Raw genomic sequence first — 23,713 nt, 5'->3', positions numbered from 1 at the left:
GTGCTAAACTTTACTTAGAGTAAAGTTCGACGATCAAATGTTCGTTGATATCAGCAGATAAATCTGAACGTTCTGGTAAGCGTTTAAATACACCTTCCATTTTGCTAGCATCAACTTCTAACCATGTTGGTTTTTCACGTTGCTCAGCTAGCTCTAAAGCGGCTTTAATACGTGCTTGTTTTTTTGATTTTTCGCGAACACTAATCACATCTTCAGGTGAAACTTGATAAGATGCAATATTAACAACGCGACCATTAACAAGAACAGCTTTATGACTAACTAATTGACGAGCTTCAGCGCGAGTTGCACCAAATCCCATGCGATAAACAACGTTATCTAGGCGACGTTCTAAAAGACCAAGTAGGTTTTCACCAGTATTGCCTTTAATACGCGCAGCGCTTTTATAGTAATTACGGAATTGACGTTCTAAAATTCCATAAATACGTCTAACTTTTTGTTTTTCACGTAACTGAACACCATAATCGGATAAACGCGGTTTACGCGCACCATGTTGTCCAGGAGCTTGTTCTAATTTACATTTACTATCAACCGCTCGGACACCAGATTTAAGGAATAAATCTGTACCTTCACGACGACTTAATTTGAGTTTTGGTCCCAAATATCTTGCCATTTTATTTCTCCAATAATCCTAAACATTCAATGTTTAAAAAATTAAACACGACGTTTCTTTGGTGGACGACAACCGTTATGAGGAATCGGAGTAACATCAGTAATGTTAGTGATGCGATAACCCGCTGCATTTAATGCACGAATTGTTGACTCACGACCAGGACCAGGTCCTTTAACCATAACTTCTAGATTCTTAATTCCGTAATCTTTGACGGCTTCAGCACAACGTTCTGCGGCCACTTGAGCTGCAAACGGAGTTGACTTACGAGAGCCACGGAAACCAGAACCACCAGCGGTTGCCCAACCCAACGCATTACCTTGACGATCGGTAATAGTTACGATTGTATTGTTGAATGATGCATGAATATGAGCTATACCATCAGAAACTTGCTTTTTTACACGTTTACGTGTACGAACAGGTGTCTTTGCCATTTAATTATACCTCAATTATTTCTTGATTGGCTTACGCGGTCCCTTACGGGTACGAGCGTTAGTCTTTGTGCGTTGACCACGGACTGGTAGTCCACGACGGTGACGCATGCCACGATAACAACCAAGGTCTAATAAACGCTTGATACTCATAGTTACTTCACGACGTAAATCACCTTCAACTGTGAATTTAGCGACTTGTTCACGTAACGTTTCAATCTGATCTTCAGATAGTTCTCTGATCTTCACATGTTCAGCAATACCCGCTTGAGCACAAATTGTCTTAGCGCGAGTACTTCCAATTCCATAAATTGCTTGTAACGCAATTACAGCATGTTGTTGATCAGGAATGTTAATGCCTGCTATACGGGCCACTATGCACTCCTTTATTATTAATAATCTAATGAATTCACCATACTGAAAAGCCCGTTTTCAGGATACTCAAACAGTGAATTCACAACTAAATGTAGGCTGGCTATTCTAGCCAGCTTTACTATACTTTGGCAAGTAAAATATGCAGAAGCTCAACTTTTGGATTAAATAAATTAACCTTGACGTTGTTTGTGCTTACCTTCAACGCAAATAACACGAACAATGCCATTACGTTTAATGATTTTACAATTTCTGCATAATTTCTTGACTGAAGCACGAACTTTCATTTTTCTCTCCGTAACTTCTGGCTAACTTATCGGCCGTAGCCTTTAAGATTCGCTTTCTTTAACATTGACTCATAACGATTTGGTATCATTAAAGTCTGTACTTGTGCCATAAAATCCATGATTACAACAACAACAATTAATAAAGATGTCCCACCAAATTGAACAGGAACATTCATTGCGCTTGTCATAAACATTGGTACCAAACATACAAAAGTAATGTAGATTGCGCCAATTAGCGTTAAACGAGTCATCACTTTGTCGATATACTTAGATGTTTGTTCACCTGGGCGAATACCTGGAATAAATGCACCAGATTTTTTAAGCTGATCTGCTGTTTCTCTTGGATTGAAAACCAATGCTGTATAAAAGAAACAAAAGAAGACAATCGCTGCTGCAAAAAAGATTATGTATAAAGGTTGCTCATGAGAAAAATATTGCTTAATAAGTACAATAATATATCTCCATCCTTCACCATCTCCTTGAAACCAAGAAGCCATCATTGACGGTAACATAGCAATTGTCGAGGCAAATATTGCCGGAATAACGCCTGCCATATTAATCTTTAATGGTAAGTGTGTACTTTGTGCCGCGTAAACACGACGACCTTGCTGGCGTTGCGCATAGTTAACAACAATACGTCGTTGACCACGTTCAACAAACACAACAAAATAAGTAACACCAACAACTAATGCAGCAACTACTAATAATAAAATCGGATGCAATGAACCAGAACGAGCTTGTTCAATTGTTTCATATATTGCATGAGGTAGACCAGCCACGATACCCGCAAAGATAATGATTGAAATACCATTACCTACACCTCGCTCTGTGATCTGTTCACCTAGCCACATAAGAAACATAGTGCCAGTAACTAAGCTAACCGATGCGATAAAATAGAAAGAAAATCCCGGATTAATCACAACTTTTTCATAATCGGGAATATTCGGCAAACCAGTCGCAATACCAACTGCCTGTACAATTGCTAGAGCAAGCGTGCCATAACGAGTGTACTGACTAATTTTTTTACGACCAGATTCACCTTCTTTCTTCAATTCTGCAAGTTTAGGGCTAATTGACGTTAATAACTGCACAATAATTGATGCAGAAATATAAGGCATTATCCCTAAAGCAAAAATTGAAGCACGGCTTAAAGCACCACCAGAGAACATATTGAACATACCAACGATACCATCAGACGATGCTTTCGTTAACAAATCCGATAACGCTTTAGTATCAATACCAGGAACAGGAATGTAAGAGCCAAGACGAAACACAATAAGCGCCAAAAGCACAAACATCAAACGTCTTTTAAGCTCACCACTACCACTTCGTGCACTTTGAAAATCTAATCCTGGTTGCTTTGCCATCTTTCTAATTATTCCTCAATTTTTCCGCCAGCAGCTTCAATTGCAGCTTTAGCACCTTTTGTTACTCGAATACCACGAACCGTTACTGGTTTAGTTACTTCACCAGATAACATGATTTTTGCATATTCGATATGCGAATTAATCACATTTGCAACTTTCAAGCTATTTAGGTCAACAATATCGCCTTCGACTTTCATCAAATCAGAAAGACGAACTTGAGCTGTAACTAGAGCTTTACGTGAGGTAAAACCAAATTTTGGTAAACGACGATATAAAGGCATTTGACCACCTTCAAAGCCGCGACGAACGCCACCGCCTGAACGAGATTTTTGACCTTTAACACCACGAGTACCTGTTTTACCCAGTCCAGAACCGATTCCTCGACCTAAACGTTTTGGTGCATGCTTTGAACCTTCAGCAGGAGATAAAGTATTTAAACGCATTACTATTACTCCTCTACTTTAACCATGTAATAAACTTGGTTTACCATACCGCGAATAGCAGGTGTATCCTCACGCTCAACAGTATGACCAATACGACGTAATCCAAGACCAACTAACGTCGCTTTGTGCTTCGGTAGACGACCAATAGAACTACGAGTTTGTGTAATTTTAATTGTTTTTGCCATGGTTACTTACCCCAAAATTTCTTCGACGGTTTTACCACGTTTAGCAGCAACCATTTCAGGTGATTTCATATTTTCTAAGCCATCAATCGTTGCACGAACCACATTAATTGGGTTAGTAGAACCATATGCTTTAGCTAGAACGTTACGAACACCTGCAACTTCCAAAACGGCACGCATTGCACCACCAGCGATAATACCAGTACCTTCTGATGCTGGTTGCATATAAACACGAGAACCTGTGTGAGCACCTTTAACTGGATGCTGTAATGTATCGTTATTTAATGCAACGTTGATCATATTGCGACGTGCTTTTTCCATTGCTTTTTGAATTGCTGCTGGCACTTCACGTGCTTTACCATATCCAAAACCTACGCGGCCATTACCGTCACCAACAACTGTTAGTGCAGAAAAACTAAAAATACGACCACCTTTTACGGTTTTAGAAACTCGGTTAACTGCGATTAGTTTTTCCTGCAGTTCACCAGCTTGTTTTTCGATGTTTGACATCTTTAACTCCTACCTTAGAACTGTAGGCCAGCTTCGCGAGCAGCATCTGCTAGCGCCTGAACTCGACCATGATATTGGAAACCTGAACGATCAAATGAAACTTCTTTGATATCTTTCGCTAATGCACGTTCAGCAATTGCTTTACCAACCGCCGCTGCTGCATCTTTGTTTCCGGTGTATTTTAAACTTTCACTGATAGCTTTTTCTAATGTAGAAGCAGCTGCCAGTACTTCTGATCCGTTTGGTGCGATAATCTGCGCATAAATATGACGCGGAGTGCGGTGAACCACTAAGCGAGTTGCAAGTAGTTCATGCATCTTGCGACGCGCTTTAGTTGCACGACGGATACGAGCTGATTTCTTATCCATAGTGTTACCTTACTTTTTCTTAGCTTCTTTAGTACGCACAACTTCATCTGCGTAACGAACACCTTTACCTTTATAAGGCTCAGGACGACGATAAGCACGGATATCAGCAGCTACTTGTCCAATTAACTGTTTATCAGCACTTTTTAGCACGATTTCAGTTTGAGAAGGACATTCAGCTGTTACACCTGCAGGTAATTGATGTTCAATTGGATGTGAATATCCAAGAGATAAACCAATTGCATTACCTTTAACTTGTGCACGATAACCGACACCAACTAGCTGAAGTTTTTTAGTAAAACCTTCAGTAACACCAATGACCATTGCATTAATCAATGCACGAGCAGTACCTGCTTGAGCCCAAGCATCTGCAAAACCATCACGAGGAGCAAATTTAATTTGACCTTCTTCTTGATTAATCACAACAGCATTATTTATTGTGCGAGATAACTCGCCATTTTTACCTTTAATCGTAATTACCTGACCATTGAGTTTTACCTCTACGCCAGCAGGAACAACGACAGGTGCTTTTGCAACACGAGACATTTTTTTCTCCCTTACGCTACGTAGCAGATAATTTCACCACCAAGACCTGCTTGGCGTGCTGCACGATCAGTCATAACACCTTTAGAAGTAGAAACAACTGCGATACCTAGTCCAGCCATAACTTTTGGTAATTCATCTTTACGTTTATAAATACGTAAACCTGGACGGCTAACACGTTTGATACTTTCTACAACAGCTTTGCCTTGGAAATATTTTAAAGTAATTTCCAATTCTGGCTTAGTGTCACCAACAACTTTATAGTCCCCGATATAACCTTCTTCTTTTAGCACATTGGCAATAGCCACTTTCAGCTTAGAGGAAGGCATGGTGACTGCAACTTTATTCGCAGATTGACCGTTACGAATACGGGTCAACATATCTGCTATAGGATCTTGCATGCTCATCTATAACACTCCCCTGATTACCAACTTGCCTTTTTAAGACCAGGAATCTCACCACGCATGGCTGACTCACGAACCTTAATACGACTTAAACCAAACTTACGAAGGACGCCATGAGGACGACCAGTTTGACGACAACGACGACGTTGACGTGATGGACTAGAATCACGAGGAAGCGTTTGCAATTTAAGCACTGCATTCCAACGATCTTCATCTGATGCATTAAGATCAGAGATAATCGCTTTTAATTCTTGACGCTTTGCAAAATATTTTTCTGCTAGCTTTACGCGTTTTTTATCGCGTTCAATCATTGATTGTTTAGCCATTATGCCCTACCTTACTTACGAAATGGGAAGTTAAAGGCAGATAATAAAGCTCGGCCTTCTTCATCTGATTGTGCACTTGTTGTGATAGTAATATCTAAACCACGAACACGATCAACTTTATCATAATCGATTTCAGGGAAAACGATTTGCTCACGAACACCCATGCTATAGTTACCACGACCATCAAAAGATTTTGCGCTTAAACCACGAAAATCTCGAGTACGAGGAAGAGCAATATAAACTAGACGTTCAAAAAATTCCCACATACGTTCGCCACGTAAAGTGACTTTACAACCAATAGGATACCCTTGACGGATTTTAAAACCAGCAACTGATTTGCGTGCTTTTGTGACAAGTGGTTTTTGACCACTGATTGCAGCTAAATCTGCAACCGCATTATCTAATAATTTCTTATCAGTAATTGCTTCACCCACACCCATATTCAAGGTGATCTTTTCGATCCGAGGGACTTGCATGACAGATTTGTAGCCAAACTGTTCTTGCAGTTTATTTACTACCTGTGCTTTGTAGTAATCATGCAGTTTCGCCATCGTACACTCCAAATTACTTAATTGATTAATTCATTAGTAGACTTATAAAAACGGACTTTTTTACCGTCTTCAATACGAAAGCCTACGCGATCTGCTTTGCCTGTAGCTGGGTTGAAAATTGCCACGTTAGAAACATTAATTGCTGCTTCTTTTTCAACAATTCCACCTTCTTGATTTAATGCAGGTACTGGTTTTTGATGTTTTTTCACCAAATTAATACCTTCAACAATCACTTTCCCAGTAGACAAAACGCTTTTTACTTTACCGCGTTTACCTTTATCTTTACCGGTTAACACGATAACTTCATCTTCTCGACGGATTTTCGCTGCCATTACCCGCTCCTTACAGTACTTCTGGTGCTAATGAAATGATCTTCATAAACTTCTCAGAACGAAGTTCACGAGTGACCGGTCCAAAAATACGCGTACCAATCGGTTGCTCACTGTTATTATTTAAAATAACACAAGCATTACGATCGAAACGAATGACAGATCCATCAGGACGACGAACACCTTTTCTAGTGCGCACAACAACAGCTTTAAGCACATCACCTTTCTTAACTTTACCACGTGGAATTGCTTCTTTAATGGTAACTTTGATGATATCACCTACCGCTGCATAACGACGGTGCGATCCACCGAGAACCTTGATACACATTACGCTACGTGCGCCAGAGTTATCGGCAACATCTAGCCTAGTCTGTTCTTGGATCATTTTAATGCTCCGTATAAATAAATTATTGTCTAATCTACCTTCATCCACTTCAACTACCATGGATAAGAATAGACAACCAAAAACCCACTTACGTGAGGGCGCATAGTATAACACCACTCAAATAAAATGGATAGCATAAAATAAACGGCCGCTCAGCCGTTTATTATATTATGTACAGTTTTTAATCAAAAAGATTAGATAACTGCTTTTTCAACGATTCGAACAAGAGTCCAAGATTTGGTTTTTGATAATGGACGACACTCTTTAATTTCTACAGTATCACCAATACCACACTCGTTGTTTTCATCATGTACATGCAATTTAGTCGTACGTTTAATGAACTTACCATATAACGGATGCTTCACTTTACGTTCTATAGCTACAGTAATAGATTTATCCATTTTGTCGCTAATAACACGACCTTGCTGAGTACGAATTTTTACTTCAGTAGTCATATTACGCACCCGCCTTCTCAGTTAATAATGTTTTAACACGTGCAATATTACGACGCACTTGTTTTAACATATGAGTCTGTGTTAACTGACCTCCAGCTAATTGCATACGTAAGTTAAATTGCTCACGTAATAAATTAAGAAGTTCAGTATTTAACTCTTCAACGCTTTTTTCGCGTAGCTCTTTTGCTTTCATTTACATCACCGTCTTAATCACAAAGGTGGTTTTAATTGGCAGTTTTGCAGCTGCCAACGCAAATGCTTCACGAGCAACTTCTTCCGGTACACCGTCCATTTCATAAAGGACTTTACCTGGTTGAATCTGTGCAACCCAGTATTCAACGTTACCCTTACCTTTACCCATACGCACCGCAAGTGGTTTTTCAGTAATTGGTTTATCAGGGAAAACTCGAATCCAGATTTTACCTTGACGCTTAACTGCACGAGTCATTGCACGACGTGCCGCTTCGATCTGGCGCGCAGTCAAACGACCACGACCTACAGCCTTAAGACCGAATGTACCGAAACTAACATCAGTACTTACAGCTAGACCACGATTGCGGCCCTTGTGCACTTTACGGAATTTTGTACGCTTTGGTTGTAACATCAGCGACGCTCCTTATTGTTTTCGGCCTTTGCGCTGCTTTTTCGGTTGAGCAGCAGGTTGTTTTTCTGCTTGTTCAACGGCAGCCATACCACCAAGGATCTCACCTTTGAAGATCCACACTTTAACACCAATAATACCATAGGTAGTTAATGCTTCAGACAATCCATAGTCGATGTCAGCACGTAATGTATGTAAAGGCACACGTCCTTCACGATACCATTCACTACGAGCAATTTCAGCGCCGCCTAAACGACCACTTACTTCAACTTTGATACCTTTAGCACCCGCTTTCATTGCGTTTTGTACCGCACGTTTCATAGCACGACGGAACATAACACGGCGTTCTAACTGAGAAGTAATGCTATCAGCCACTAATTTAGCATCAAGTTCTGGTTTACGAACTTCGGCAATATTAATTTGGACTGCAACATCGCGTTTCTCTTTTTTGTCTTTATATTTATTGACAATAGAAGCTACGGCATTACGTAATTTTTCAACGTCCTCACCTTTTTTACCAATCACAATACCTGGACGAGCAGTGTGAATAGTAATGCGAACGTTAGTTTCTGCTGAACGATCGATCACAATCTTAGAGATTGATGCTTGTGCTAATTCTTTATTCAAGAATTGACGCACTCTAAAATCACTTTCTAAATTATCAGCGAATGTCTTTGTACCCGAATACCATGTAGATGTCCAAGGCTTGACAATGCCTAATCGGATACCATTTGGATTTACTTTTTGACCCATTGCTATTCTCCAGCCTAGCGATCTGAGACGATCACGGTGATGTGACTCGTACGCTTCAAAATTCGATCTGCGCGACCTTTCGCACGAGGCATAATACGCTTCATGGTTGGGCCTTCGTCTACGAAAATTTTCGCAACTTTTAGATCATCAATATCAGCACCATCGTTATGCTCTGCATTAGCAATAGCAGACTCTAATACTTTTTTAACAAGTACAGCCGCTTTTTTATTGGTGTACGTTAAAATATCTAGTGCCTGAGACACTTTCTTACCGCGAACAAGATCTGCAACTAAGCGAACTTTTTGTGCAGAAGAACGAGCGTGGCGGTACTTTGCAATTGTTTCCATCTCTTTCTCCTACTTATTTCTTCTTAGCTTTCTTATCAGCTGCGTGACCGCGATAAGTACGAGTCGGCGCGAATTCACCCAATTTATGACCAACCATTTCGTCGGAAACATAAACTGGAACGTGCTGACGACCATTATGGACAGCGATGGTCAATCCGATCATATTAGGAAAGATCGTTGAACGACGGGACCAAGTACGAATTGGTTTCTTGTCCCCGCTTTCCACCGCTTTCTCTACCTTCTTCAGCAAGTGTAGGTCAATGAAAGGACCCTTCTTGAGAGAACGTGGCATAGCTAATCCTCTATATTAATTATTTCTTATTGCGACGGCGAACAATATACTTATCAGTACGTTTGTTGCTACGCGTTTTCAATCCTTTGGCTTTTTGACCCCATGGAGACACAGGATGTTTACCAAAGTTACGACCTTCACCACCACCATGTGGATGGTCTACCGGGTTCATTGCTGTACCGCGAACAGTAGGACGAACACCACGCCAACGCGCTGCACCCGCTTTACCTAATACGCGAAGCATATGCTCTGAATTACCCACTTCACCGATAGTAGCACGGCAATCAGATAATACTTTACGCATTTCACCTGAACGTAGACGTAATGTTACATAAGCACCATCACGCGCAACGATTTGAACATAACTACCAGCAGAGCGAGCAAGTTGTCCGCCTTTACCTGGTTTCATTTCAATATTATGCACGGTAGAACCGACTGGAATATTGCGCATTGGTAAACAGTTACCTGTTTTAATTGATGCATCAACACCAGATTGGATCTGATCACCTGCTTTTAAGCCTTTAGGCGCTAAAATATAACGACGTTCACCGTCTTTATATAAAACCAATGCAATATTTGCACTACGGTTTGGATCATATTCCAAACGTTCAACAACTGCTGGAATACCATCTTTATTACGCTTAAAGTCGACAATACGATAATGTTGTTTATGACCACCACCAATATGACGGGTAGTGATTCGACCATTATTATTGCGACCACCAGTTTTGCTTTTTGAATCAAGCAACGGTGCATAAGGCTTACCTTTATGCAACTCTGGGTTAACCACTTTAACAACGTGGCGACGACCCGGAGATGTAGGTTTACACTTAACAACTGCCATTGTTCTTACTCCTCCGAATTACTCAGCGACGCCAGCAAGGTCTAAATTTTGACCTTCTGCTAAAGTAACGTAAGCTTTTTTCCAGTCGCTACGGCGACCGATTTGTTGACCACGACGTTTAACTTTGCCTTTAACAACAAGGGTATTAACGTCATCTACTTTAACTTCAAATAGTTGTTCAACTGCGGCTTTAATCTCTCTCTTAGTAGCATCTTTAGCAACTTTCAATACTAATGTATTTGTTTTTTCCATTGAAATAGATGCTTTTTCAGAAACATGTGGTGCTCGCAGGACTTTAAGCAGACGCTCTTCACGAATCATGCTAACATCTCCTCTACTTGTTTAACGGCATCAACAGTGATAACCACTTTGTCAAATGCAATCAAACTAACTGGATCAATACCTGCCACATCACGCACATCAACTTTATGCAAGTTACGTGCTGCTAAGAAAAGATTTTCATCAACTTCAGAAGCGATAATAAGAACATCATTCAGGTTCATATCATTTAATTTCTGAGTTAATAATTTAGTCTTAGGTGCTTCAACAGTAAATGTTTCAACCACAACTAAACGTTCTTGACGCACTAATTCAGAGAAAATACTCTTTAATGCACCACGATACATTTTACGGTTAACTTTTTGGCTATGATCTTGTGGTTTTGCTGCAAATGTTACACCACCACTACGCCAAATTGGGCTCTTAACAGAACCTGCACGAGCACGACCTGTGCCTTTTTGACGCCATGGTTTTTTGCCTGAACCAGCGATTTCTGCACGAGTTTTTTGTGCGCGAGAACCTTGACGAGCAGCAGATGCATAAGCAACAACTACTTGATGAACTAACGCTTCATTAAACTCACGTCCGAAGGTAGTTTCGGAAACAGAAAGCGCTTGCGCGTCTTTTACTACTAATTCCATCTCTATCTCCTCGACGTTAAGCCTTGATTGCCGGTTTAACAATTACGTCACTATTGATTGCGCCAGGAACTGCACCTTTAATTAATAAAAGATTACGTTCTGCATCAACACGTACAATATCTAAGTTCTGAACAGTTACACGTTCATTACCTAAGTGACCTGCCATTTTACGACCTTTAAACACTTTACCCGGAGTTTGGTTTTGACCGATAGAGCCATGACCACGGTGTGCCAAAGAGTTACCATGAGTTGCATCTTGAGTACGGAAATTCCAACGCTTAGTTACGCCAGCAAAACCTTTACCTTTAGATGTTCCAGTAACATCAACTTTTTTAACGTCAGTGAAAATATCAACGTTAATACTTTGACCTACAGTAAATTCGCCTTCTTCAAAACGGAATTCCCATAGACCACGACCAGCTTCAACGCCAGCCTTAGCGAAATGACCTGCTTCAGGTTTGTTTACGCGGCTTGCTTTTTTACTGCCTGTAGTAACCTGAATAGCTTGATAACCATCATTCTCAAGTGTTTTAACTTGAGTAATGCGGTTGCTTTGAACTTCTACTACGGTGACAGGAATAGAAACACCTTCTTCGGTGAAGATACGTGTCATTCCTACTTTACGACCGATTAAACCAATCATTGTTTCGACCTCTCAATCATTCAGCTTAGGATTAACCTAAACTGATCTGCACATCAACACCGGCAGCAAGATCTAGACGCATTAAAGCATCAACTGTTTTTTCAGTTGGCTCAACGATATCAACTAGACGTTTATGAGTGCGAATTTCGTATTGATCACGTGCATCTTTATTAACGTGCGGAGAAATCAATACAGTAAAACGCTCTTTGCGTGTCGGTAATGGAATAGGACCACGAACTTGCGCACCAGTGCGCTTCGCGGTTTCTACAATTTCAGCAGTTGATTGATCAATCAAACGATGATCAAACGCTTTTAACCGGATACGGATTCTTTGGTTCGACATGAGACCAGAGCTCCATTATTTAAAAGTTATAACAAAAGACTACTCCTCTTGCCCTGTTTCGATTGACAGGAGAGTGTAATCCGTTCTTTTTCGTAACCCCCAAATCGGGAGTATTGTTGATATAATTAGCTATTTTCTATATAGCAATTATATCTTTTTCTCATTTGCTTATATAAAGGCAATAAACAAAGTGGACTGATTATACCCCTTTAGTTAACTAACGGCAAGAAATAAATACAGATATTTAGGTTTAAAGATAAAGCGTTTTTTCTGGTTACTGATTTATAAGCATCAAATTTCAATCAAATAACCAGATTTAAGATTAATTTTTATAGCGAACTATAATGGATATCATTCGTCATTATGATAGCGAGTTAATGATCTTCTTTGGCATGATTTAGGCTATATCTTGGAATCTCGACCTCTAGATCTTGATTTGTGACACGAGCTTGACAACTTAAACGGCTATGAGGCTCAACCCCCCACGCTTTGTCTAACATGTCATCTTCTTGTTCATCACTTTCGTCTAGAGAATCGAATCCTTTGCGAACAATACAGTGGCATGTAGAACAAGCGCATGACATTTCACATGCATGCTCAATTTCAATATCATTGCGCAATGCCACTTCCAAAATAGATTCACCTTCTTGCGCCTCAACAGTTTTTCCATCTGGGCAAAGATCGGCATTCGGTAAAAAAGTAATTTTTGGCATAATAATCTCGTTAGTTAAATATCATCAATTCTATGACCAGTTAAAGCATGACGAATAGATCTGTCCATTCGCTTGGCAGCAAAATCTTGTGTCATGTTATCAACAACTTTAATTTGCTTTTCAATTGTGTAACTATCATCTGATTCACTTGCTACTTGTAATTGATGCTTAGCTGCTAAAATCTGGCTCAGCTCATTTTCATTTAATAAGTCAGCATCTTTATCTAAGGCACTTTGTAAGCTTTCAAGCACTCTAGCTGCCTCAACTTTTTGTCCAGCAAGCATTCGAATCTGTTTATCTTGCTCTGCATAACTGATTGAATCTTGAATCATATTAGCAATTTCATTATCAGTTAATCCATATGAAGGTTTTACTTGGATAGTCGCTTCAATACCTGTTGATTTTTCCATTGCTGTAACATTTAATAAACCATCGGCATCAACTTGAAAAGTCACCCTAATGTGCGCACCACCTGCCGGCATCGGGGGGATACCTTGCAGTGTAAAACGAGCCAAAGATCGACAGTCAGCGACACTATCACGTTCTCCTTGTAAAACATGAATCATCATTGCTGTTTGACCATCTTTAAAAGTGGTAAATTCTTGAGCCCTTGCACATGGGATCGTACTATTACGTGGAATGATTTTTTCAATCAATTCGCCCATGATTTCAATGCCTAACGACAATGGGATCACATCAAGTAATAACATATCCGAATCAGGCTTATTCCCAACCAAAATATCAGCTTGAATAGCTGCACCAATGGCAACTACTTTATCCGGATCAATAGATGTTAACGGATTAGTTTTGAAATAATGTCCCACTGATTGCCGTACTAATGGCACGCGAGTAGAGCCACCAACCATAACAACTTCAACCACTTCATCTACACTAATCTCGGCATCTTTTAACGCTCGGCGACAAACAGCTAAAGTACGTTTAACCAATGGCTCAATTAATTGTTGAAATTGCTGGCGAGTAATAGTTAATGACTGATTATCAAACGACAATACAGCCGAATCTTGACGACTCAGTAGAATTTTTATTTCGGTCGCTTGGTTACTGATTTTTTGATTAATATAAGGGTCTATATTATTAACTAATCCTAATTCCTTCTTTATATAGTCAGCCAGTAACTGATCAAAATCATCACCACCAAGTGCAGAATCACCACTGGTTGCTAGGACTTCAAAAACACCTTTATTTAACCGCAAAATAGAAATATCAAAAGTACCACCACCTAAATCATAAACAGCGATAACCCCTTCCTTTCCAGAATCTAAACCATAGGCAATCGCAGCTGCTGTAGGCTCATTGAGTAAACGCAGTACATGCAAGCCAGCTAATTTTGCAGCATCTTTTGTTGCTTGCCGTTGTGCATCATCAAAATAGGCCGGCACGGTAATAACTACCCCATCAATTTCACCTTGCAAACTCTCTTTTGCCCGCTCAGCTAAAGCGGTGAGAATTTCTGATGAAACTTGTATCGGATTGACTTGAACATTAGACAAGTTTAATAAAGGAACACCATTTTCAGTTTGTGAAAAACTATAAGGAAAATGTGATAAATCTATATCAGATAAACTTCGCCCCATTAATCGCTTAATAGAGCTGACTGTATTTTGCGGATCATTAACGGCGTTGTCTTTGGCATTTTTACCAATCGTGATAACGGGGTTATCATCATGATCAACACCATAATGTACAACAGATGGTAACAGTGAATTACCTTCTAAATCAGGCAATACCTCTGCTTGTCCGCTTCGAACTGTTGCTACTAATGAATTTGTTGTACCAAGATCAATCCCTACTGCAAGACGACGCTGATGTGGTAGTGGAGTTTGCCCTGGTTCACTGATCTGTAATAATACCATTTAATCTATCTCTATCGATACGTTACTTATTTTAAATTATAAATCAAATTGCTTTTCTTGTAACTTTTCGATTTGTTCAATCAACCTGGCAAGATAGCGGATTTTATAGATCTGATTAAGTGCAGTTGACCAATCTTGATTAGCAATAAATTGTAATAATTCATTATAAACGGTATTTTGACGCGCAATAATTTCAGCATGAAAATCATCTAATAACTCAAAATTACCTTTGCTTTCGATATCATCAAGTCTTTCACGTAAAACGAATTGCTCCATTAAAAAATCGGCATCATGAATAATATTTTGTTCAGTTGCCACATCAAAACCTTGTAGAGATAAAAAATACTCAGCGGCTTTGATTGGATTTTTTAACGTACGGTAACCATCATTAATGGTTGCTGATTTTTGAACAATTGCCACTTTATCACTATCGGTTGCAGCGGCAAAATTATCTGGGTGATATTGCCTTTGCAATTGCTGATAATGAGTGGTTAGCTCAATAGTATTTACCGGTAATTGCACCGGCAAATTAAATAGCTTAAAGTAATTAACCATAATTATTGTGTCCAATTACACATTAAAGCTTTCACCACAACCACATTCATGTTGCACATTGGGATTATTAAACTTGAAACCTTCGTTCAATCCATCTTTAACAAAATCAAGTTCCGTACCATCAATATACACTAAGCTCTTTTTATCGACGATAACTTTGACTTGTTTGTCTTCAAAGACGTTATCATCATCATTAATCACATCGGCAAATTCTAAAACATACGCCATACCAGAACAACCGGATGTTTTAACCCCTAATCGTAATCCAATACCTTTTCCGCGATTGGCAAGGAAAGCTTGGACACGATCAGCTGCGCTATGAGTCAATGTGATCGCCATTAGCGTTGTCCTTTTTTGGTTTTATAATCTTCAATAGCTGCTTTAATTGCATCTTCCGCTAGAATCGAACAGTGAATTTTAACTGGAGGTAAAGCAAGTTCTTTAGCAATATCGGTATTTTTGATTGCTTCGGCTTCATCTAATGATTTACCTTTTATCCATTCGGTAACCAAAGAACTTGATGCAATTGCACTACCACAACCATAAGTTTTAAACTTAGCATCTTCAATAATGCCGTTATCATTCACTTTTATTTGTAGACGCATCACGTCCCCACACGCTGGCGCGCCAACCATACCGCTACCAACATTAGGATCATTTTGATCAAATGAACCAACATTACGTGGATTTTCATAATGATCAACGACTTTTTCACTATATGCCATAATTTACTCCTAATTTTAATGTGCTGACCATTTAATTTTTGTCAAATCAATGCCATCTTTAAACATTTCCCAAAGCGGCGATAAATCTCTTAACTTACCAATAGATTCTTTAATTAATTTAATAACATAATCAATTTCTTCTTCTTTGGTGAAACGACCAATAGAAAAACGAATTGAACTATGTGCAAGCTCATCATTCAGACCTAATGCTCTAAGTACATAAGATGGCTCTAAGCTCGCAGACGTGCACGCCGAACCAGACGAAACAGCTAAATCTTTTAAAGCCATCATCAATGATTCACCTTCAATATAAGCAAAGCTCACATTTAAGATATTTGGCACACTGTGCTCTAAAGATCCATTAAGATAGACTTCTTCGATATCTTTTAAACCATTCCATAAACGATTTTTTAAGGCTAATAAGCGTGGCATTTCGGTTGCCATCTCTTCTTTAGCGATACGGTATGCTTCGCCCATACCCACAATTTGGTGTACCGGTAAAGTGCCTGATCGCATCCCACGTTCATGACCACCACCGTGCATTTGTGCTTCAATGCGCACACGTGGTTTGCGTCTTACATAAAGGCCACCAATACCTTTTGGACCATAAATCTTATGACCCGAAAATGACATTAAATCAACTTTTAAGTTAGCCACATCAATGGGTAATTTACCAACCGATTGTGTTGCATCAACATGAAAAACAATGCCTCGCTCACGACACATCTCACCAATTTTTTCGATGTCTTGTATTACACCTGTTTCATTATTGACGTGCATAATTGATACAACGGTTGTATCACTACGCATTGCCTCTGCAAGTTTATCTAGATTGATTATACCATTAGATTCTGGTGCTAAATAAGTCACTTCATAGCCTTCCCGCTCAAGTTGGCGACAAGTATCAAGTACAGCTTTGTGCTCTGTTTTACAAGTAATAATGTGCTTACCTTTGGCTTGATTAAAATGAGCAGCACCTTTGATTGCTAAATTATCCGCTTCAGTTGCACCTGACGTAAAAACGATTTCGCGCGCATCGGCTCCGATAAGATCAGCTATTTGATTACGTGCAATATCAACTGCTTCTTCAGCTTGCCAACCAAATTTGTGGGAACGAGATGCCGGATTACCAAATATACCGTCTGGCGTTAAATATTGCATCATTTTTTCAGCAACTCTAGGATCTACAGGCGCTGTTGCTGCATAATCCATATAAATAGGTAGTTTCATTAATTACTCCCAATGACAAATTCTGTATTATATATTGTATTTTATTAATTAATTTGAACGTGTTGTATATTACTTTGTCGACTAGCTACGGCTTTAACTTCTTTATTATTGACCAGTTCACTCAATGTAATGCTCGTTAAAAAGTCCTCAATTCGTTCACTTAAATCATTCCATAGTGTATGAGTTAAACACCTAACACCGCCTTGGCATCCATCTTGCCCGTGACATTTTGTTGCATGCACTGTCTCATCGACAGCTTTAACAATTGAGCTAATCGCAATTTGATCCATAGAACGGCTCAGTATATAACCACCGCCAGGACCTCTAACACTCTGAACTAAACCATTTTTTCGTAATCGAGCAAACAATTGTTCCAGATAAGAAAGTGAAATTTCTTGACGCTCTGAAATATCAGCAAGTGATACCGGTCCTGAATCAGCGTGTAGAGCAACATCAAGCATTGCCGTCACTGCATATCGTCCTTTTGATGTCAGTTTCATTGATTATTCCCCTATATTTGTTAACGCTTATTGTATATATCCTCTTAATTTAGTCAAGTATTTAGTTGAGTGTTTTAGTAGGAATTAAGCTGTAGTTCATCATCGACGAATCATAGCTTAATATGCTAATCTAATAAAAATGAATTCTGATAGGGGTTAAAGGATGAAATTAGTTTTACGTTATTTTTTAATAATAGGCCTACTGTTCACAAGTAACACTTACGCGACTGATTCTCAAAAGGCGCTACGAGAACATTATCAAAGATGGCTTAATTCTTATCAATCACTAAATTTTGAACAACAGCAAACATTGCTCACTGCCATAAAAGATTATCCATTATACCCTTATGCTGCCATACAGTTTTTTCAGAATAATATTAAATTAGTTTCACCACAAATGGTAAGTGATTTTGTCAAACAATACAGTGACTTTCCGCTAACATCTTCATTAATACAATCTTATCTAACAGAATTAAGCAATCGTCAAGATTGGAGTGCAATCGTTTCATTCCCCAAAGATAATTCCACACTCTCTAATTGTCGCTATCAATATGCATTGCTACAACAAGGAAATAATAAGGCGGCCTTTAGCGCTATTGAATCGCTTTGGATGACTGGTAAAGAACTTCCTTCTGCATGCGATCCATTACTCGATGCATGGGCTCAAGTAGGTAAGCGCACAGCTAATTTAATACTATCACGTATTGAACTAGCTATTGAAGCACATAATTTAAAATTAGCCAGACATCTAGCTAACTTACTTGATGACAACAACAAAACAATCAAAAGTCATTTACTCGCTGTACTTGATAATCCTAAAAAATTAGAAGCTTTTTCAAAAAATATTAAAGCTAGCCCTTTGACTAAAAAAATTGTCTTCGCATCATTTCCTCGCTTAGTAAAGGCAGATAGCAACTTAGCAGCATCGTTATTGCCAAAACTGGTTAAACAGCAAACTTTAAGTGAAGCTGAGCAAGTTGCATTACAAAAGAGTTTGGCTAACAGCTACTTTAAAGATTCCGCAACTGATGCACAAATTAAATGGCGTGATAACTATATTGCTAAATATCATGATACTACATTAGTGGAAAAGCGCATCCGCCTGGCTATCGATGACTATAACTTTACTGATATTGCCTATTGGATAGCGCAATTACCGCCAGACGATCAATTAAAAGAAGAGTGGCAATATTGGCAAGCTCGAGTATTACTCAATAAAAATCAAAAAAATGAAGCTAACCAAATTTTACAAACACTGACAAGCAAACGTGGATTTTATGGTATGGTAAGTGCACAAACACTTAATCAACCTTACTCGCTCAATAACCAATCTAAAAAGATTACACCATCTGAAATATCAACACTAAAGTCTAAATATGATAATCAACCCTATATAAAAAGAATTAACGAGTTATATTATTTGGGTATGGTATCAGAATCAAGCAACGAATGGCGATATATGTTAAATAAGCAAACCAACAAAAATGAATATTTAGCATTAGCTCAATATGCCTTACAAAAAGGCTGGGGTGATCTTAGTATTCAAGCAACCATTGCTGGTAAGCTTTGGAATAACTGGACTGAACGTTTACCAATTATGTACAAAGACTTATATAACAACGCATTAAAAGATAAAGCAGTTAAGTTATCTTATGCTTTAGCTATTTCTCGTCAAGAAAGTGCGCTAGATACCACTGCCAAGTCCCCTGCCGGCGCCCGCGGACTTATGCAATTAATGCCAGCGACAGCCAAAGAAACCGCTAAAAAAGTCAATTCAGTCACTTATGTTTCATCGGGACAATTGTTTGATCCTAAAACTAATATAGAATTAGGTACTTCCTATTTAAACACTGTTTATCTACAAAATGAAAATAATCGTATATTATCTTCAGCAGCTTATAATGCAGGCCCTAATCGTGTAAAAAGATGGCTTAATAATAGTCATGGAAAACTCGATGCTGTTGCATTTATTGATAGCATACCGTTTACCGAAACGCGTAATTATGTGAAAAATGTATTGGTATATGATTACATTTATCAAATAGTCTTAGGGCAAAAAAATGTCAATATTCTTAATTCAAATGAATTTAATAAACAATATTAATGGTGATTATAATGAAAACTAATGAATGGCAACAGACGGTTGCAATATTACACCAAGCATTTAACGATGGTTATTCACTTGATATATTAAAATTATTAATGACCGCTGATGAGCGCGACGCTTTAATTACTCGCGTCAAAATTGTACATTCATTACTTGATGGTTCAATCAATCAACGCCAACTAAAAGACCAGCTTGGAATAGGCATTGCGACTGTAACACGCGGATCGAACAGTCTAAAAGAAGTAACCCCAGAATTCAAAAAATGGTTAGAAAATATTTTATTAAATTCAAATAATTAAATACATCAGTCAATATCTATTAACCGATTTTTATATCACATAATAACTATAAACTGGATTGGATATTGACTTCACTTTCAGTAACAACCGGCACACAATAATCACACTCCATATGTGTGATATCCTTAACCGACTCAGCGGTACCATCATGATGGTTATGATGAATTTCAATTACACAACTAGAGCTACGTAAACGTACTTTTAAAGCTGGCATAGCGGCTAAATGCACTTGCGAAATAAAATCACAAAACTCATCAGGAGAGCCAATATATTTAAAACAAAGATACAAGCCCCCTTCACTCACAACCTGTTCAATATTTTCAAGATTATTATTATGATCTAAAGCGATGGTATAAAGAAGCTCTTGTTCATTGGCATTATCTTTGCTTTTTAATATCCTGCTAAAAGCATAAATTTTGTCTGGTAGGGTTTCACATGTATGACCACAACGAGATATATAATTATAAAAAAATTGCGATCTTAGTTTATTTTCTTCATCCAATAATTGACTCAAATTGCAGTTATTCTTAAAGGTAATACCCCAAAAAGTTTTTTGAGGCATATTCACAAACTTTGGCTCGGGCAATGAAAGCCGGTTTTTATTAAGTTCAATAGCCGGTGTTAACCCTGTAGGATCCCAAAATTCCCCCCGACGGTAACTTGCTGGAGTTTCATTAAATTGTTTTTTAAAAGATCGGGTAAAAGTTTGTTGGGAATCAAAACGATATTGCATCGCAATATCTAAAATAGGCTTACTTGTCATACGCAAAGCAAGTGCGGCATAAGTTAAACGACGATGGCGAATATAAGTACCAAGAACTTGACCGGTTACATCTTTAAACATACGTTGTAAATGCCACTTAGAATAGCCTGATTTTTGTGCAACATGATCAATAGATAATGGCTGTTCCAAATTTTTTTCAATCCAAACGATAAGATCTGAAATAATACTAACTTGATTCATAAAACTCCATCACAATATCAAATGGCAAACATCTATCGATTATGACTTAATCTTAGTAATAAGCAAGGTTTAAATAAAAATTATTTCCAGCTATTTCTAACAAAAAGAATGCGCTCCTGCTTGATGTTCAGTAATATCTTTTACACCAGCAAGTTCAGGAAACTCTGCCATTAATTGTTTTTCGATACCTTCTTTCAAAGTGTAATCAACCATTGAACAACCATTACATCCACCACCAAATTGCAATATAACATAATTATCGTCGGTCAACTCAACTAAACTCACATGCCCGCCATGACTGGCTAACTGAGGATTAACCTGCGCTTGAATTGCATAATTAACACGTTCAATAAGTGGTGCATCATCAGCCACTTTTTTCATTTTTGCATTTGGTGCTTTTAATGTTAACTGCGAACCTAATTCATCAGTCACATAATCAATAACCGTTTCTTCTAAAAATGGTGCACTCATTTCATCAATATAAACTGAAAAATCAGCAAAATTTTCTTCTATGTCGCTATCTTCTACAGTATCAGCCGGACAATAAGAAACCCCACATTCAGCGCTTGGCGTACCGGGATTCATAACAAAGACTCGAATTTGTGTTCCTTCAGGTTGATTAGCAAGCAATTTTTTAAAGTGCTTTTGCGCTGATTCAGAAATAGTGATAATAGACATAATCCCTCACTTTAATGTAATTAGGTAATAGACAGACCTAATATCATTGATAATAATAGTTGACTAACTTTGTTGGTTATTATAGGGGTTGTTCAGGATTTTACAATACTGTACGACATAAACAAACAATATGGACACTTGTTGCACCACATTTTTTGAGTTGCTGGCTAATAGCATTAATCGTATTACCGGTTGTGACGATATCATCAATAAGCATCACCGATTTGTGGGAAAGATCTTGGTGGCACATAAAAAGCGTTTCAACATTAGCGATTCGTTCGGTAAGCGATAGATTTTTTTGATCTTGCACAGTTGGTTTTCGAGATAATAGATAAGGAAAAAAGTCACGATTTAACCATCTCGCAATTGGTTGTGCTAATAACTCAGCTTGATTAAAACCACGAGACCAATAACGAATATGATGCAGTGGCACACAAGTGACCAAATCGGGTTTAATTAAAGCATCGACTTCTCGCCGTTGATACCAAGCTAAAAACATCAATCTTGCCAATGCAGTATTTAGTTCAATTTTACGATAGAACTTTAAATGATGAATCAATTTTTTTAGTGGATTAATGTACTCTGAAACAGCAATGAGCTCATCCCAGTACGGTTTCTTTGCACGGCAACGATAACAGATATCAGTCGATAAAGAATGCGGCAAACAGCATTGATGACAAACCTTATTAAATTTAGGTAGATTTTTAACACATTGGCTACAAATACTATGATGAGATAAAAATAAAGGCATATCACATAAAATACATCGCATAAAATTTAATAGACTTATTTGTAAAAAAGTTTCAGGTAACATAACGTTTCAATATAAAAACTGAAGTCATAAAAACCATTTTTTTATAAACCACTGACTTTTGTTTTTCTTATCAAGAAACAAAATATAATAGACAAACTAATCTTGTAACTGCATACAATTAAATACTTCTACGATCTATAACACAAAAAATTATCTGATTTTTCATAATAGTTATTTATAATAATCAAATATCCGGTATAATCAGCCTCCCCCCTGGGTTCAAGGAATTAATATATGAAAAAAATCAAACTATTATTTATTACAATATTACTAACTTTGCTTTCTACCGTTGCTTTTGCAGACACCAAAGTATTATTACAAACCAGCATGGGCGACATTGAAATTGAACTAGATAGCGAACATGCCCCAATTACCACTAAAAATTTTCTTGATTATGTAAACAGTGGATTCTATGAGAATTTGACCTTTCATCGCGTCATTCCAGGCTTTATGATTCAAGGTGGTGGTGCTGATGATCAACTACAGTTCAAAGATAATAATCCACCCATCAAAAATGAAGCAGATAACGGCTTAAAAAATGATATCGGCACCATTGCAATGGCAAGAACCGGTGAAGTAAATAGTGCAACTAGCCAATTTTTTATCAATGTAGCTAATAATAGTTTTCTTAATTACCAATCTCCAGCAAAGTACGGTTATGCGGTGTTTGGTAAAGTGATTAAAGGCATGGAGGTCGTTGACAAGATTGTTAATGTACAAACTAAACGTGTAGGTCCTCATCAAAATGTACCTGTTGAGCCGATTTACATTAAAAAAGCGACTGTTATTGAAAGTAATTAAATAATTGATACTATCAAAGAAATAAAAAAACCACTTTTTCAAGTGGTTTCAGATTGATGACAAAGAACTCGCTTTTTGGCGAGTTCTTTGATCTAATAGAGAAGAGTCCATGATAAGAGGAATTCTTCTATG

General features: G+C 38.1%; 39 protein-coding genes. 3 read left to right on the top strand and 36 right to left on the bottom strand.

Features of this window, described 5'->3' with window-relative positions; all coding sequences use genetic code 11:
* Nucleotides 1-10 precede the first annotated feature (10 nt).
* The 33 genes from rpsD to iscR all read right to left on the bottom strand — a co-directional run bounded on the left by rpsD (nucleotide 11) and on the right by iscR (nucleotide 17,918).
* Nucleotides 11-631 (bottom strand): 30S ribosomal protein S4, encoded by a 621-nt coding sequence (rpsD, locus tag GQ593_RS08695; protein WP_065567150.1) that lies wholly within the window; start codon nucleotides 629-631, stop codon nucleotides 11-13.
* Between the two features lie 41 nt (nucleotides 632-672).
* The gene (gene rpsK, locus GQ593_RS08690) at nucleotides 673-1,062 is read right to left on the bottom strand and encodes a 30S ribosomal protein S11 (RefSeq protein ID WP_025314405.1); all 390 of its coding nucleotides are present in this window, start codon (nucleotides 1,060-1,062) and stop codon (nucleotides 673-675) included.
* A gap of 15 nt (nucleotides 1,063-1,077) precedes the next feature.
* Nucleotides 1,078-1,434, bottom strand: a complete 357-nt coding sequence (gene rpsM / locus GQ593_RS08685) for a 30S ribosomal protein S13 (RefSeq protein WP_160431672.1) — start codon at nucleotides 1,432-1,434, stop codon at nucleotides 1,078-1,080.
* Nucleotides 1,435-1,604: 170 nt separating this feature from the next.
* A complete protein-coding gene (gene rpmJ / locus GQ593_RS08680; protein WP_025314403.1) occupies nucleotides 1,605-1,718 on the bottom strand; it encodes a 50S ribosomal protein L36 in 114 nt (37 codons plus the stop codon).
* 26 nt (nucleotides 1,719-1,744) lie between these two features.
* Entirely contained in the window at nucleotides 1,745-3,085 is a 1,341-nt protein-coding gene (secY, locus tag GQ593_RS08675) for a preprotein translocase subunit SecY (protein ID WP_160431671.1), read from the bottom strand.
* A gap of 8 nt (nucleotides 3,086-3,093) precedes the next feature.
* Nucleotides 3,094-3,528: a 50S ribosomal protein L15 gene (gene rplO, locus GQ593_RS08670; protein ID WP_065567153.1), complete on the bottom strand. Its 435-nt coding sequence runs from the start codon at nucleotides 3,526-3,528 to the stop codon at nucleotides 3,094-3,096.
* 5 nt (nucleotides 3,529-3,533) lie between these two features.
* Nucleotides 3,534-3,713 carry a 50S ribosomal protein L30 gene (rpmD, locus tag GQ593_RS08665; protein WP_025314400.1) on the bottom strand — a complete coding sequence of 60 codons (180 nt, stop codon included), beginning with the start codon at nucleotides 3,711-3,713 and terminating at the stop codon, nucleotides 3,534-3,536.
* A 6-nt stretch (nucleotides 3,714-3,719) separates the two neighbouring features.
* A complete protein-coding gene (gene rpsE / locus GQ593_RS08660; protein ID WP_025314399.1) occupies nucleotides 3,720-4,220 on the bottom strand; it encodes a 30S ribosomal protein S5 in 501 nt (166 codons plus the stop codon).
* 14 nt (nucleotides 4,221-4,234) lie between these two features.
* Nucleotides 4,235-4,588, bottom strand: coding sequence for a 50S ribosomal protein L18 (rplR, locus tag GQ593_RS08655; protein WP_025314398.1), 354 nt, complete (start codon nucleotides 4,586-4,588; stop codon nucleotides 4,235-4,237).
* A 9-nt stretch (nucleotides 4,589-4,597) separates the two neighbouring features.
* Complete coding sequence (gene rplF, locus GQ593_RS08650) at nucleotides 4,598-5,131, bottom strand: 50S ribosomal protein L6 (protein WP_065638311.1); 534 nt, start codon at nucleotides 5,129-5,131, stop codon at nucleotides 4,598-4,600.
* A gap of 11 nt (nucleotides 5,132-5,142) precedes the next feature.
* Nucleotides 5,143-5,535: a 30S ribosomal protein S8 gene (rpsH, locus tag GQ593_RS08645; RefSeq protein WP_065567155.1), complete on the bottom strand. Its 393-nt coding sequence runs from the start codon at nucleotides 5,533-5,535 to the stop codon at nucleotides 5,143-5,145.
* A gap of 17 nt (nucleotides 5,536-5,552) precedes the next feature.
* A complete protein-coding gene (rpsN, locus tag GQ593_RS08640) occupies nucleotides 5,553-5,858 on the bottom strand; it encodes a 30S ribosomal protein S14 (RefSeq protein WP_025314395.1) in 306 nt (101 codons plus the stop codon).
* An 11-nt stretch (nucleotides 5,859-5,869) separates the two neighbouring features.
* Nucleotides 5,870-6,409, bottom strand: coding sequence for a 50S ribosomal protein L5 (rplE, locus tag GQ593_RS08635; protein ID WP_065558584.1), 540 nt, complete (start codon nucleotides 6,407-6,409; stop codon nucleotides 5,870-5,872).
* 17 nt (nucleotides 6,410-6,426) lie between these two features.
* Nucleotides 6,427-6,741 (bottom strand): 50S ribosomal protein L24, encoded by a 315-nt coding sequence (gene rplX / locus GQ593_RS08630; protein WP_065561017.1) that lies wholly within the window; start codon nucleotides 6,739-6,741, stop codon nucleotides 6,427-6,429.
* A gap of 10 nt (nucleotides 6,742-6,751) precedes the next feature.
* Nucleotides 6,752-7,123 carry a 50S ribosomal protein L14 gene (gene rplN / locus GQ593_RS08625; protein WP_025314392.1) on the bottom strand — a complete coding sequence of 124 codons (372 nt, stop codon included), beginning with the start codon at nucleotides 7,121-7,123 and terminating at the stop codon, nucleotides 6,752-6,754.
* 194 nt (nucleotides 7,124-7,317) lie between these two features.
* Nucleotides 7,318-7,578 carry a 30S ribosomal protein S17 gene (gene rpsQ / locus GQ593_RS08620; RefSeq protein WP_034911151.1) on the bottom strand — a complete coding sequence of 87 codons (261 nt, stop codon included), beginning with the start codon at nucleotides 7,576-7,578 and terminating at the stop codon, nucleotides 7,318-7,320.
* 1 nt (nucleotide 7,579) lies between these two features.
* Nucleotides 7,580-7,771, bottom strand: a complete 192-nt coding sequence (rpmC, locus tag GQ593_RS08615; protein WP_034902373.1) for a 50S ribosomal protein L29 — start codon at nucleotides 7,769-7,771, stop codon at nucleotides 7,580-7,582.
* Nucleotides 7,772-8,182, bottom strand: coding sequence for a 50S ribosomal protein L16 (gene rplP, locus GQ593_RS08610; RefSeq protein ID WP_034911153.1), 411 nt, complete (start codon nucleotides 8,180-8,182; stop codon nucleotides 7,772-7,774).
* 12 nt (nucleotides 8,183-8,194) lie between these two features.
* A complete protein-coding gene (gene rpsC, locus GQ593_RS08605) occupies nucleotides 8,195-8,932 on the bottom strand; it encodes a 30S ribosomal protein S3 (RefSeq protein ID WP_065638310.1) in 738 nt (245 codons plus the stop codon).
* 14 nt (nucleotides 8,933-8,946) lie between these two features.
* The gene (gene rplV / locus GQ593_RS08600) at nucleotides 8,947-9,279 is read right to left on the bottom strand and encodes a 50S ribosomal protein L22 (RefSeq protein WP_034884235.1); all 333 of its coding nucleotides are present in this window, start codon (nucleotides 9,277-9,279) and stop codon (nucleotides 8,947-8,949) included.
* 13 nt (nucleotides 9,280-9,292) lie between these two features.
* Nucleotides 9,293-9,571: a 30S ribosomal protein S19 gene (rpsS, locus tag GQ593_RS08595; protein WP_024496505.1), complete on the bottom strand. Its 279-nt coding sequence runs from the start codon at nucleotides 9,569-9,571 to the stop codon at nucleotides 9,293-9,295.
* Nucleotides 9,572-9,590: 19 nt separating this feature from the next.
* Entirely contained in the window at nucleotides 9,591-10,415 is an 825-nt protein-coding gene (rplB, locus tag GQ593_RS08590; protein WP_025314386.1) for a 50S ribosomal protein L2, read from the bottom strand.
* Between the two features lie 18 nt (nucleotides 10,416-10,433).
* Nucleotides 10,434-10,736, bottom strand: a complete 303-nt coding sequence (rplW, locus tag GQ593_RS08585; protein WP_034885052.1) for a 50S ribosomal protein L23 — start codon at nucleotides 10,734-10,736, stop codon at nucleotides 10,434-10,436.
* Complete coding sequence (gene rplD / locus GQ593_RS08580) at nucleotides 10,733-11,335, bottom strand: 50S ribosomal protein L4 (protein WP_065586696.1); 603 nt, start codon at nucleotides 11,333-11,335, stop codon at nucleotides 10,733-10,735. The genes rplW and rplD overlap by 4 nt, the downstream gene beginning before the upstream one ends.
* A 16-nt stretch (nucleotides 11,336-11,351) precedes the next feature.
* Nucleotides 11,352-11,978: a 50S ribosomal protein L3 gene (gene rplC, locus GQ593_RS08575; RefSeq protein WP_065567159.1), complete on the bottom strand. Its 627-nt coding sequence runs from the start codon at nucleotides 11,976-11,978 to the stop codon at nucleotides 11,352-11,354.
* 31 nt (nucleotides 11,979-12,009) lie between these two features.
* The gene (gene rpsJ / locus GQ593_RS08570) at nucleotides 12,010-12,321 is read right to left on the bottom strand and encodes a 30S ribosomal protein S10 (RefSeq protein WP_006120582.1); all 312 of its coding nucleotides are present in this window, start codon (nucleotides 12,319-12,321) and stop codon (nucleotides 12,010-12,012) included.
* A 374-nt stretch (nucleotides 12,322-12,695) separates the two neighbouring features.
* Complete coding sequence (gene fdx, locus GQ593_RS08565) at nucleotides 12,696-13,034, bottom strand: ISC system 2Fe-2S type ferredoxin (protein ID WP_160403062.1); 339 nt, start codon at nucleotides 13,032-13,034, stop codon at nucleotides 12,696-12,698.
* Nucleotides 13,035-13,048: 14 nt separating this feature from the next.
* Nucleotides 13,049-14,908 carry a Fe-S protein assembly chaperone HscA gene (gene hscA / locus GQ593_RS08560; RefSeq protein ID WP_160431670.1) on the bottom strand — a complete coding sequence of 620 codons (1,860 nt, stop codon included), beginning with the start codon at nucleotides 14,906-14,908 and terminating at the stop codon, nucleotides 13,049-13,051.
* Nucleotides 14,909-14,944: 36 nt separating this feature from the next.
* On the bottom strand, nucleotides 14,945-15,463 hold the full coding sequence (gene hscB / locus GQ593_RS08555; protein ID WP_160431669.1) for a Fe-S protein assembly co-chaperone HscB: 519 nt from the start codon (nucleotides 15,461-15,463) through the stop codon (nucleotides 14,945-14,947).
* A 15-nt stretch (nucleotides 15,464-15,478) separates the two neighbouring features.
* Nucleotides 15,479-15,802: an iron-sulfur cluster assembly protein IscA gene (gene iscA / locus GQ593_RS08550; protein WP_085247145.1), complete on the bottom strand. Its 324-nt coding sequence runs from the start codon at nucleotides 15,800-15,802 to the stop codon at nucleotides 15,479-15,481.
* Nucleotides 15,802-16,188 carry a Fe-S cluster assembly scaffold IscU gene (iscU, locus tag GQ593_RS08545; protein ID WP_085247144.1) on the bottom strand — a complete coding sequence of 129 codons (387 nt, stop codon included), beginning with the start codon at nucleotides 16,186-16,188 and terminating at the stop codon, nucleotides 15,802-15,804. The genes iscA and iscU overlap by 1 nt, the downstream gene beginning before the upstream one ends.
* A gap of 15 nt (nucleotides 16,189-16,203) precedes the next feature.
* Nucleotides 16,204-17,418 (bottom strand): IscS subfamily cysteine desulfurase, encoded by a 1,215-nt coding sequence (locus GQ593_RS08540; protein ID WP_160431668.1) that lies wholly within the window; start codon nucleotides 17,416-17,418, stop codon nucleotides 16,204-16,206.
* A 44-nt stretch (nucleotides 17,419-17,462) separates the two neighbouring features.
* The gene (gene iscR / locus GQ593_RS08535) at nucleotides 17,463-17,918 is read right to left on the bottom strand and encodes a Fe-S cluster assembly transcriptional regulator IscR (protein ID WP_065638303.1); all 456 of its coding nucleotides are present in this window, start codon (nucleotides 17,916-17,918) and stop codon (nucleotides 17,463-17,465) included.
* A gap of 163 nt (nucleotides 17,919-18,081) precedes the next feature.
* Between iscR and sltY the strand changes: the two genes are divergently transcribed.
* The gene (gene sltY / locus GQ593_RS08530) at nucleotides 18,082-20,022 is read left to right on the top strand and encodes a murein transglycosylase (RefSeq protein WP_160431667.1); all 1,941 of its coding nucleotides are present in this window, start codon (nucleotides 18,082-18,084) and stop codon (nucleotides 20,020-20,022) included.
* Between the two features lie 11 nt (nucleotides 20,023-20,033).
* On the top strand, nucleotides 20,034-20,324 hold the full coding sequence (gene trpR, locus GQ593_RS08525; protein ID WP_237397723.1) for a trp operon repressor: 291 nt from the start codon (nucleotides 20,034-20,036) through the stop codon (nucleotides 20,322-20,324).
* A gap of 46 nt (nucleotides 20,325-20,370) precedes the next feature.
* Here trpR and robA read toward each other — a convergent pair whose 3' ends face one another.
* From robA to GQ593_RS08510, 3 genes are all read right to left on the bottom strand, one after another.
* Nucleotides 20,371-21,288, bottom strand: a complete 918-nt coding sequence (robA, locus tag GQ593_RS08520) for an MDR efflux pump AcrAB transcriptional activator RobA (protein ID WP_160431665.1) — start codon at nucleotides 21,286-21,288, stop codon at nucleotides 20,371-20,373.
* 96 nt (nucleotides 21,289-21,384) lie between these two features.
* Nucleotides 21,385-21,960, bottom strand: a complete 576-nt coding sequence (gene nfuA / locus GQ593_RS08515) for a Fe-S biogenesis protein NfuA (RefSeq protein ID WP_160431706.1) — start codon at nucleotides 21,958-21,960, stop codon at nucleotides 21,385-21,387.
* Between the two features lie 106 nt (nucleotides 21,961-22,066).
* On the bottom strand, nucleotides 22,067-22,780 hold the full coding sequence (locus tag GQ593_RS08510; protein ID WP_160431664.1) for a phosphoribosyltransferase family protein: 714 nt from the start codon (nucleotides 22,778-22,780) through the stop codon (nucleotides 22,067-22,069).
* 234 nt (nucleotides 22,781-23,014) lie between these two features.
* Between GQ593_RS08510 and GQ593_RS08505 the strand changes: the two genes are divergently transcribed.
* Nucleotides 23,015-23,581: a peptidylprolyl isomerase gene (locus GQ593_RS08505; RefSeq protein WP_160431663.1), complete on the top strand. Its 567-nt coding sequence runs from the start codon at nucleotides 23,015-23,017 to the stop codon at nucleotides 23,579-23,581.
* Nucleotides 23,582-23,713 lie beyond the last annotated feature (132 nt).

It is taken from the genome of Gilliamella sp. Pas-s25, assembly GCF_009795885.1.
In the GTDB taxonomy this organism is placed as follows: domain Bacteria; phylum Pseudomonadota; class Gammaproteobacteria; order Enterobacterales; family Orbaceae; genus Gilliamella.
This window is presented reverse-complemented; position numbering and strand designations above follow the sequence as displayed.

Excerpts from the sequence above, each read along its gene's own strand:
- rplX (WP_065561017.1), bottom strand. The coding sequence starts at position 6,741 with ATGGCAGCGAAAATCCGTCGAGAAGATGAAGTTATCGTGTTAACCGGT.
- rpsE (WP_025314399.1), bottom strand. The coding sequence starts at position 4,220 with ATGTCAAACATCGAAAAACAAGCTGGTGAACTGCAGGAAAAACTAATC.
- sltY (WP_160431667.1), top strand. The coding sequence starts at position 18,082 with ATGAAATTAGTTTTACGTTATTTTTTAATAATAGGCCTACTGTTCACA.
- hscA (WP_160431670.1), bottom strand. The coding sequence starts at position 14,908 with ATGGTATTATTACAGATCAGTGAACCAGGGCAAACTCCACTACCACAT.
- rplW (WP_034885052.1), bottom strand. The coding sequence starts at position 10,736 with ATGATTCGTGAAGAGCGTCTGCTTAAAGTCCTGCGAGCACCACATGTT.
- rpsS (WP_024496505.1), bottom strand. The coding sequence starts at position 9,571 with ATGCCACGTTCTCTCAAGAAGGGTCCTTTCATTGACCTACACTTGCTG.
- iscR (WP_065638303.1), bottom strand. The coding sequence starts at position 17,918 with ATGAAACTGACATCAAAAGGACGATATGCAGTGACGGCAATGCTTGAT.
- rpsH (WP_065567155.1), bottom strand. The coding sequence starts at position 5,535 with ATGAGCATGCAAGATCCTATAGCAGATATGTTGACCCGTATTCGTAAC.
- rplN (WP_025314392.1), bottom strand. The coding sequence starts at position 7,123 with ATGATCCAAGAACAGACTAGGCTAGATGTTGCCGATAACTCTGGCGCA.
- robA (WP_160431665.1), bottom strand. The coding sequence starts at position 21,288 with ATGAATCAAGTTAGTATTATTTCAGATCTTATCGTTTGGATTGAAAAA.
- rpsJ (WP_006120582.1), bottom strand. The coding sequence starts at position 12,321 with ATGTCGAACCAAAGAATCCGTATCCGGTTAAAAGCGTTTGATCATCGT.
- rpmC (WP_034902373.1), bottom strand. The coding sequence starts at position 7,771 with ATGAAAGCAAAAGAGCTACGCGAAAAAAGCGTTGAAGAGTTAAATACT.
- rplR (WP_025314398.1), bottom strand. The coding sequence starts at position 4,588 with ATGGATAAGAAATCAGCTCGTATCCGTCGTGCAACTAAAGCGCGTCGC.
- rpsD (WP_065567150.1), bottom strand. The coding sequence starts at position 631 with ATGGCAAGATATTTGGGACCAAAACTCAAATTAAGTCGTCGTGAAGGT.
- rpsK (WP_025314405.1), bottom strand. The coding sequence starts at position 1,062 with ATGGCAAAGACACCTGTTCGTACACGTAAACGTGTAAAAAAGCAAGTT.
- fdx (WP_160403062.1), bottom strand. The coding sequence starts at position 13,034 with ATGCCAAAAATTACTTTTTTACCGAATGCCGATCTTTGCCCAGATGGA.
- rplB (WP_025314386.1), bottom strand. The coding sequence starts at position 10,415 with ATGGCAGTTGTTAAGTGTAAACCTACATCTCCGGGTCGTCGCCACGTT.
- rpmD (WP_025314400.1), bottom strand. The coding sequence starts at position 3,713 with ATGGCAAAAACAATTAAAATTACACAAACTCGTAGTTCTATTGGTCGT.
- iscA (WP_085247145.1), bottom strand. The coding sequence starts at position 15,802 with ATGGCGATCACATTGACTCATAGCGCAGCTGATCGTGTCCAAGCTTTC.
- rpsC (WP_065638310.1), bottom strand. The coding sequence starts at position 8,932 with ATGGGTCAAAAAGTAAATCCAAATGGTATCCGATTAGGCATTGTCAAG.
- iscU (WP_085247144.1), bottom strand. The coding sequence starts at position 16,188 with ATGGCATATAGTGAAAAAGTCGTTGATCATTATGAAAATCCACGTAAT.
- rplO (WP_065567153.1), bottom strand. The coding sequence starts at position 3,528 with ATGCGTTTAAATACTTTATCTCCTGCTGAAGGTTCAAAGCATGCACCA.
- rplF (WP_065638311.1), bottom strand. The coding sequence starts at position 5,131 with ATGTCTCGTGTTGCAAAAGCACCTGTCGTTGTTCCTGCTGGCGTAGAG.
- trpR (WP_237397723.1), top strand. The coding sequence starts at position 20,034 with ATGAAAACTAATGAATGGCAACAGACGGTTGCAATATTACACCAAGCA.
- rplE (WP_065558584.1), bottom strand. The coding sequence starts at position 6,409 with ATGGCGAAACTGCATGATTACTACAAAGCACAGGTAGTAAATAAACTG.
- GQ593_RS08505 (WP_160431663.1), top strand. The coding sequence starts at position 23,015 with ATGAAAAAAATCAAACTATTATTTATTACAATATTACTAACTTTGCTT.
- rpsN (WP_025314395.1), bottom strand. The coding sequence starts at position 5,858 with ATGGCTAAACAATCAATGATTGAACGCGATAAAAAACGCGTAAAGCTA.
- rplD (WP_065586696.1), bottom strand. The coding sequence starts at position 11,335 with ATGGAATTAGTAGTAAAAGACGCGCAAGCGCTTTCTGTTTCCGAAACT.
- rplP (WP_034911153.1), bottom strand. The coding sequence starts at position 8,182 with ATGTTACAACCAAAGCGTACAAAATTCCGTAAAGTGCACAAGGGCCGC.
- rpmJ (WP_025314403.1), bottom strand. The coding sequence starts at position 1,718 with ATGAAAGTTCGTGCTTCAGTCAAGAAATTATGCAGAAATTGTAAAATC.
- rpsQ (WP_034911151.1), bottom strand. The coding sequence starts at position 7,578 with ATGACTACTGAAGTAAAAATTCGTACTCAGCAAGGTCGTGTTATTAGC.
- rplC (WP_065567159.1), bottom strand. The coding sequence starts at position 11,978 with ATGATTGGTTTAATCGGTCGTAAAGTAGGAATGACACGTATCTTCACC.
- GQ593_RS08540 (WP_160431668.1), bottom strand. The coding sequence starts at position 17,418 with ATGAAACTACCTATTTATATGGATTATGCAGCAACAGCGCCTGTAGAT.
- GQ593_RS08510 (WP_160431664.1), bottom strand. The coding sequence starts at position 22,780 with ATGTTACCTGAAACTTTTTTACAAATAAGTCTATTAAATTTTATGCGA.
- rplV (WP_034884235.1), bottom strand. The coding sequence starts at position 9,279 with ATGGAAACAATTGCAAAGTACCGCCACGCTCGTTCTTCTGCACAAAAA.
- hscB (WP_160431669.1), bottom strand. The coding sequence starts at position 15,463 with ATGGTTAATTACTTTAAGCTATTTAATTTGCCGGTGCAATTACCGGTA.
- secY (WP_160431671.1), bottom strand. The coding sequence starts at position 3,085 with ATGGCAAAGCAACCAGGATTAGATTTTCAAAGTGCACGAAGTGGTAGT.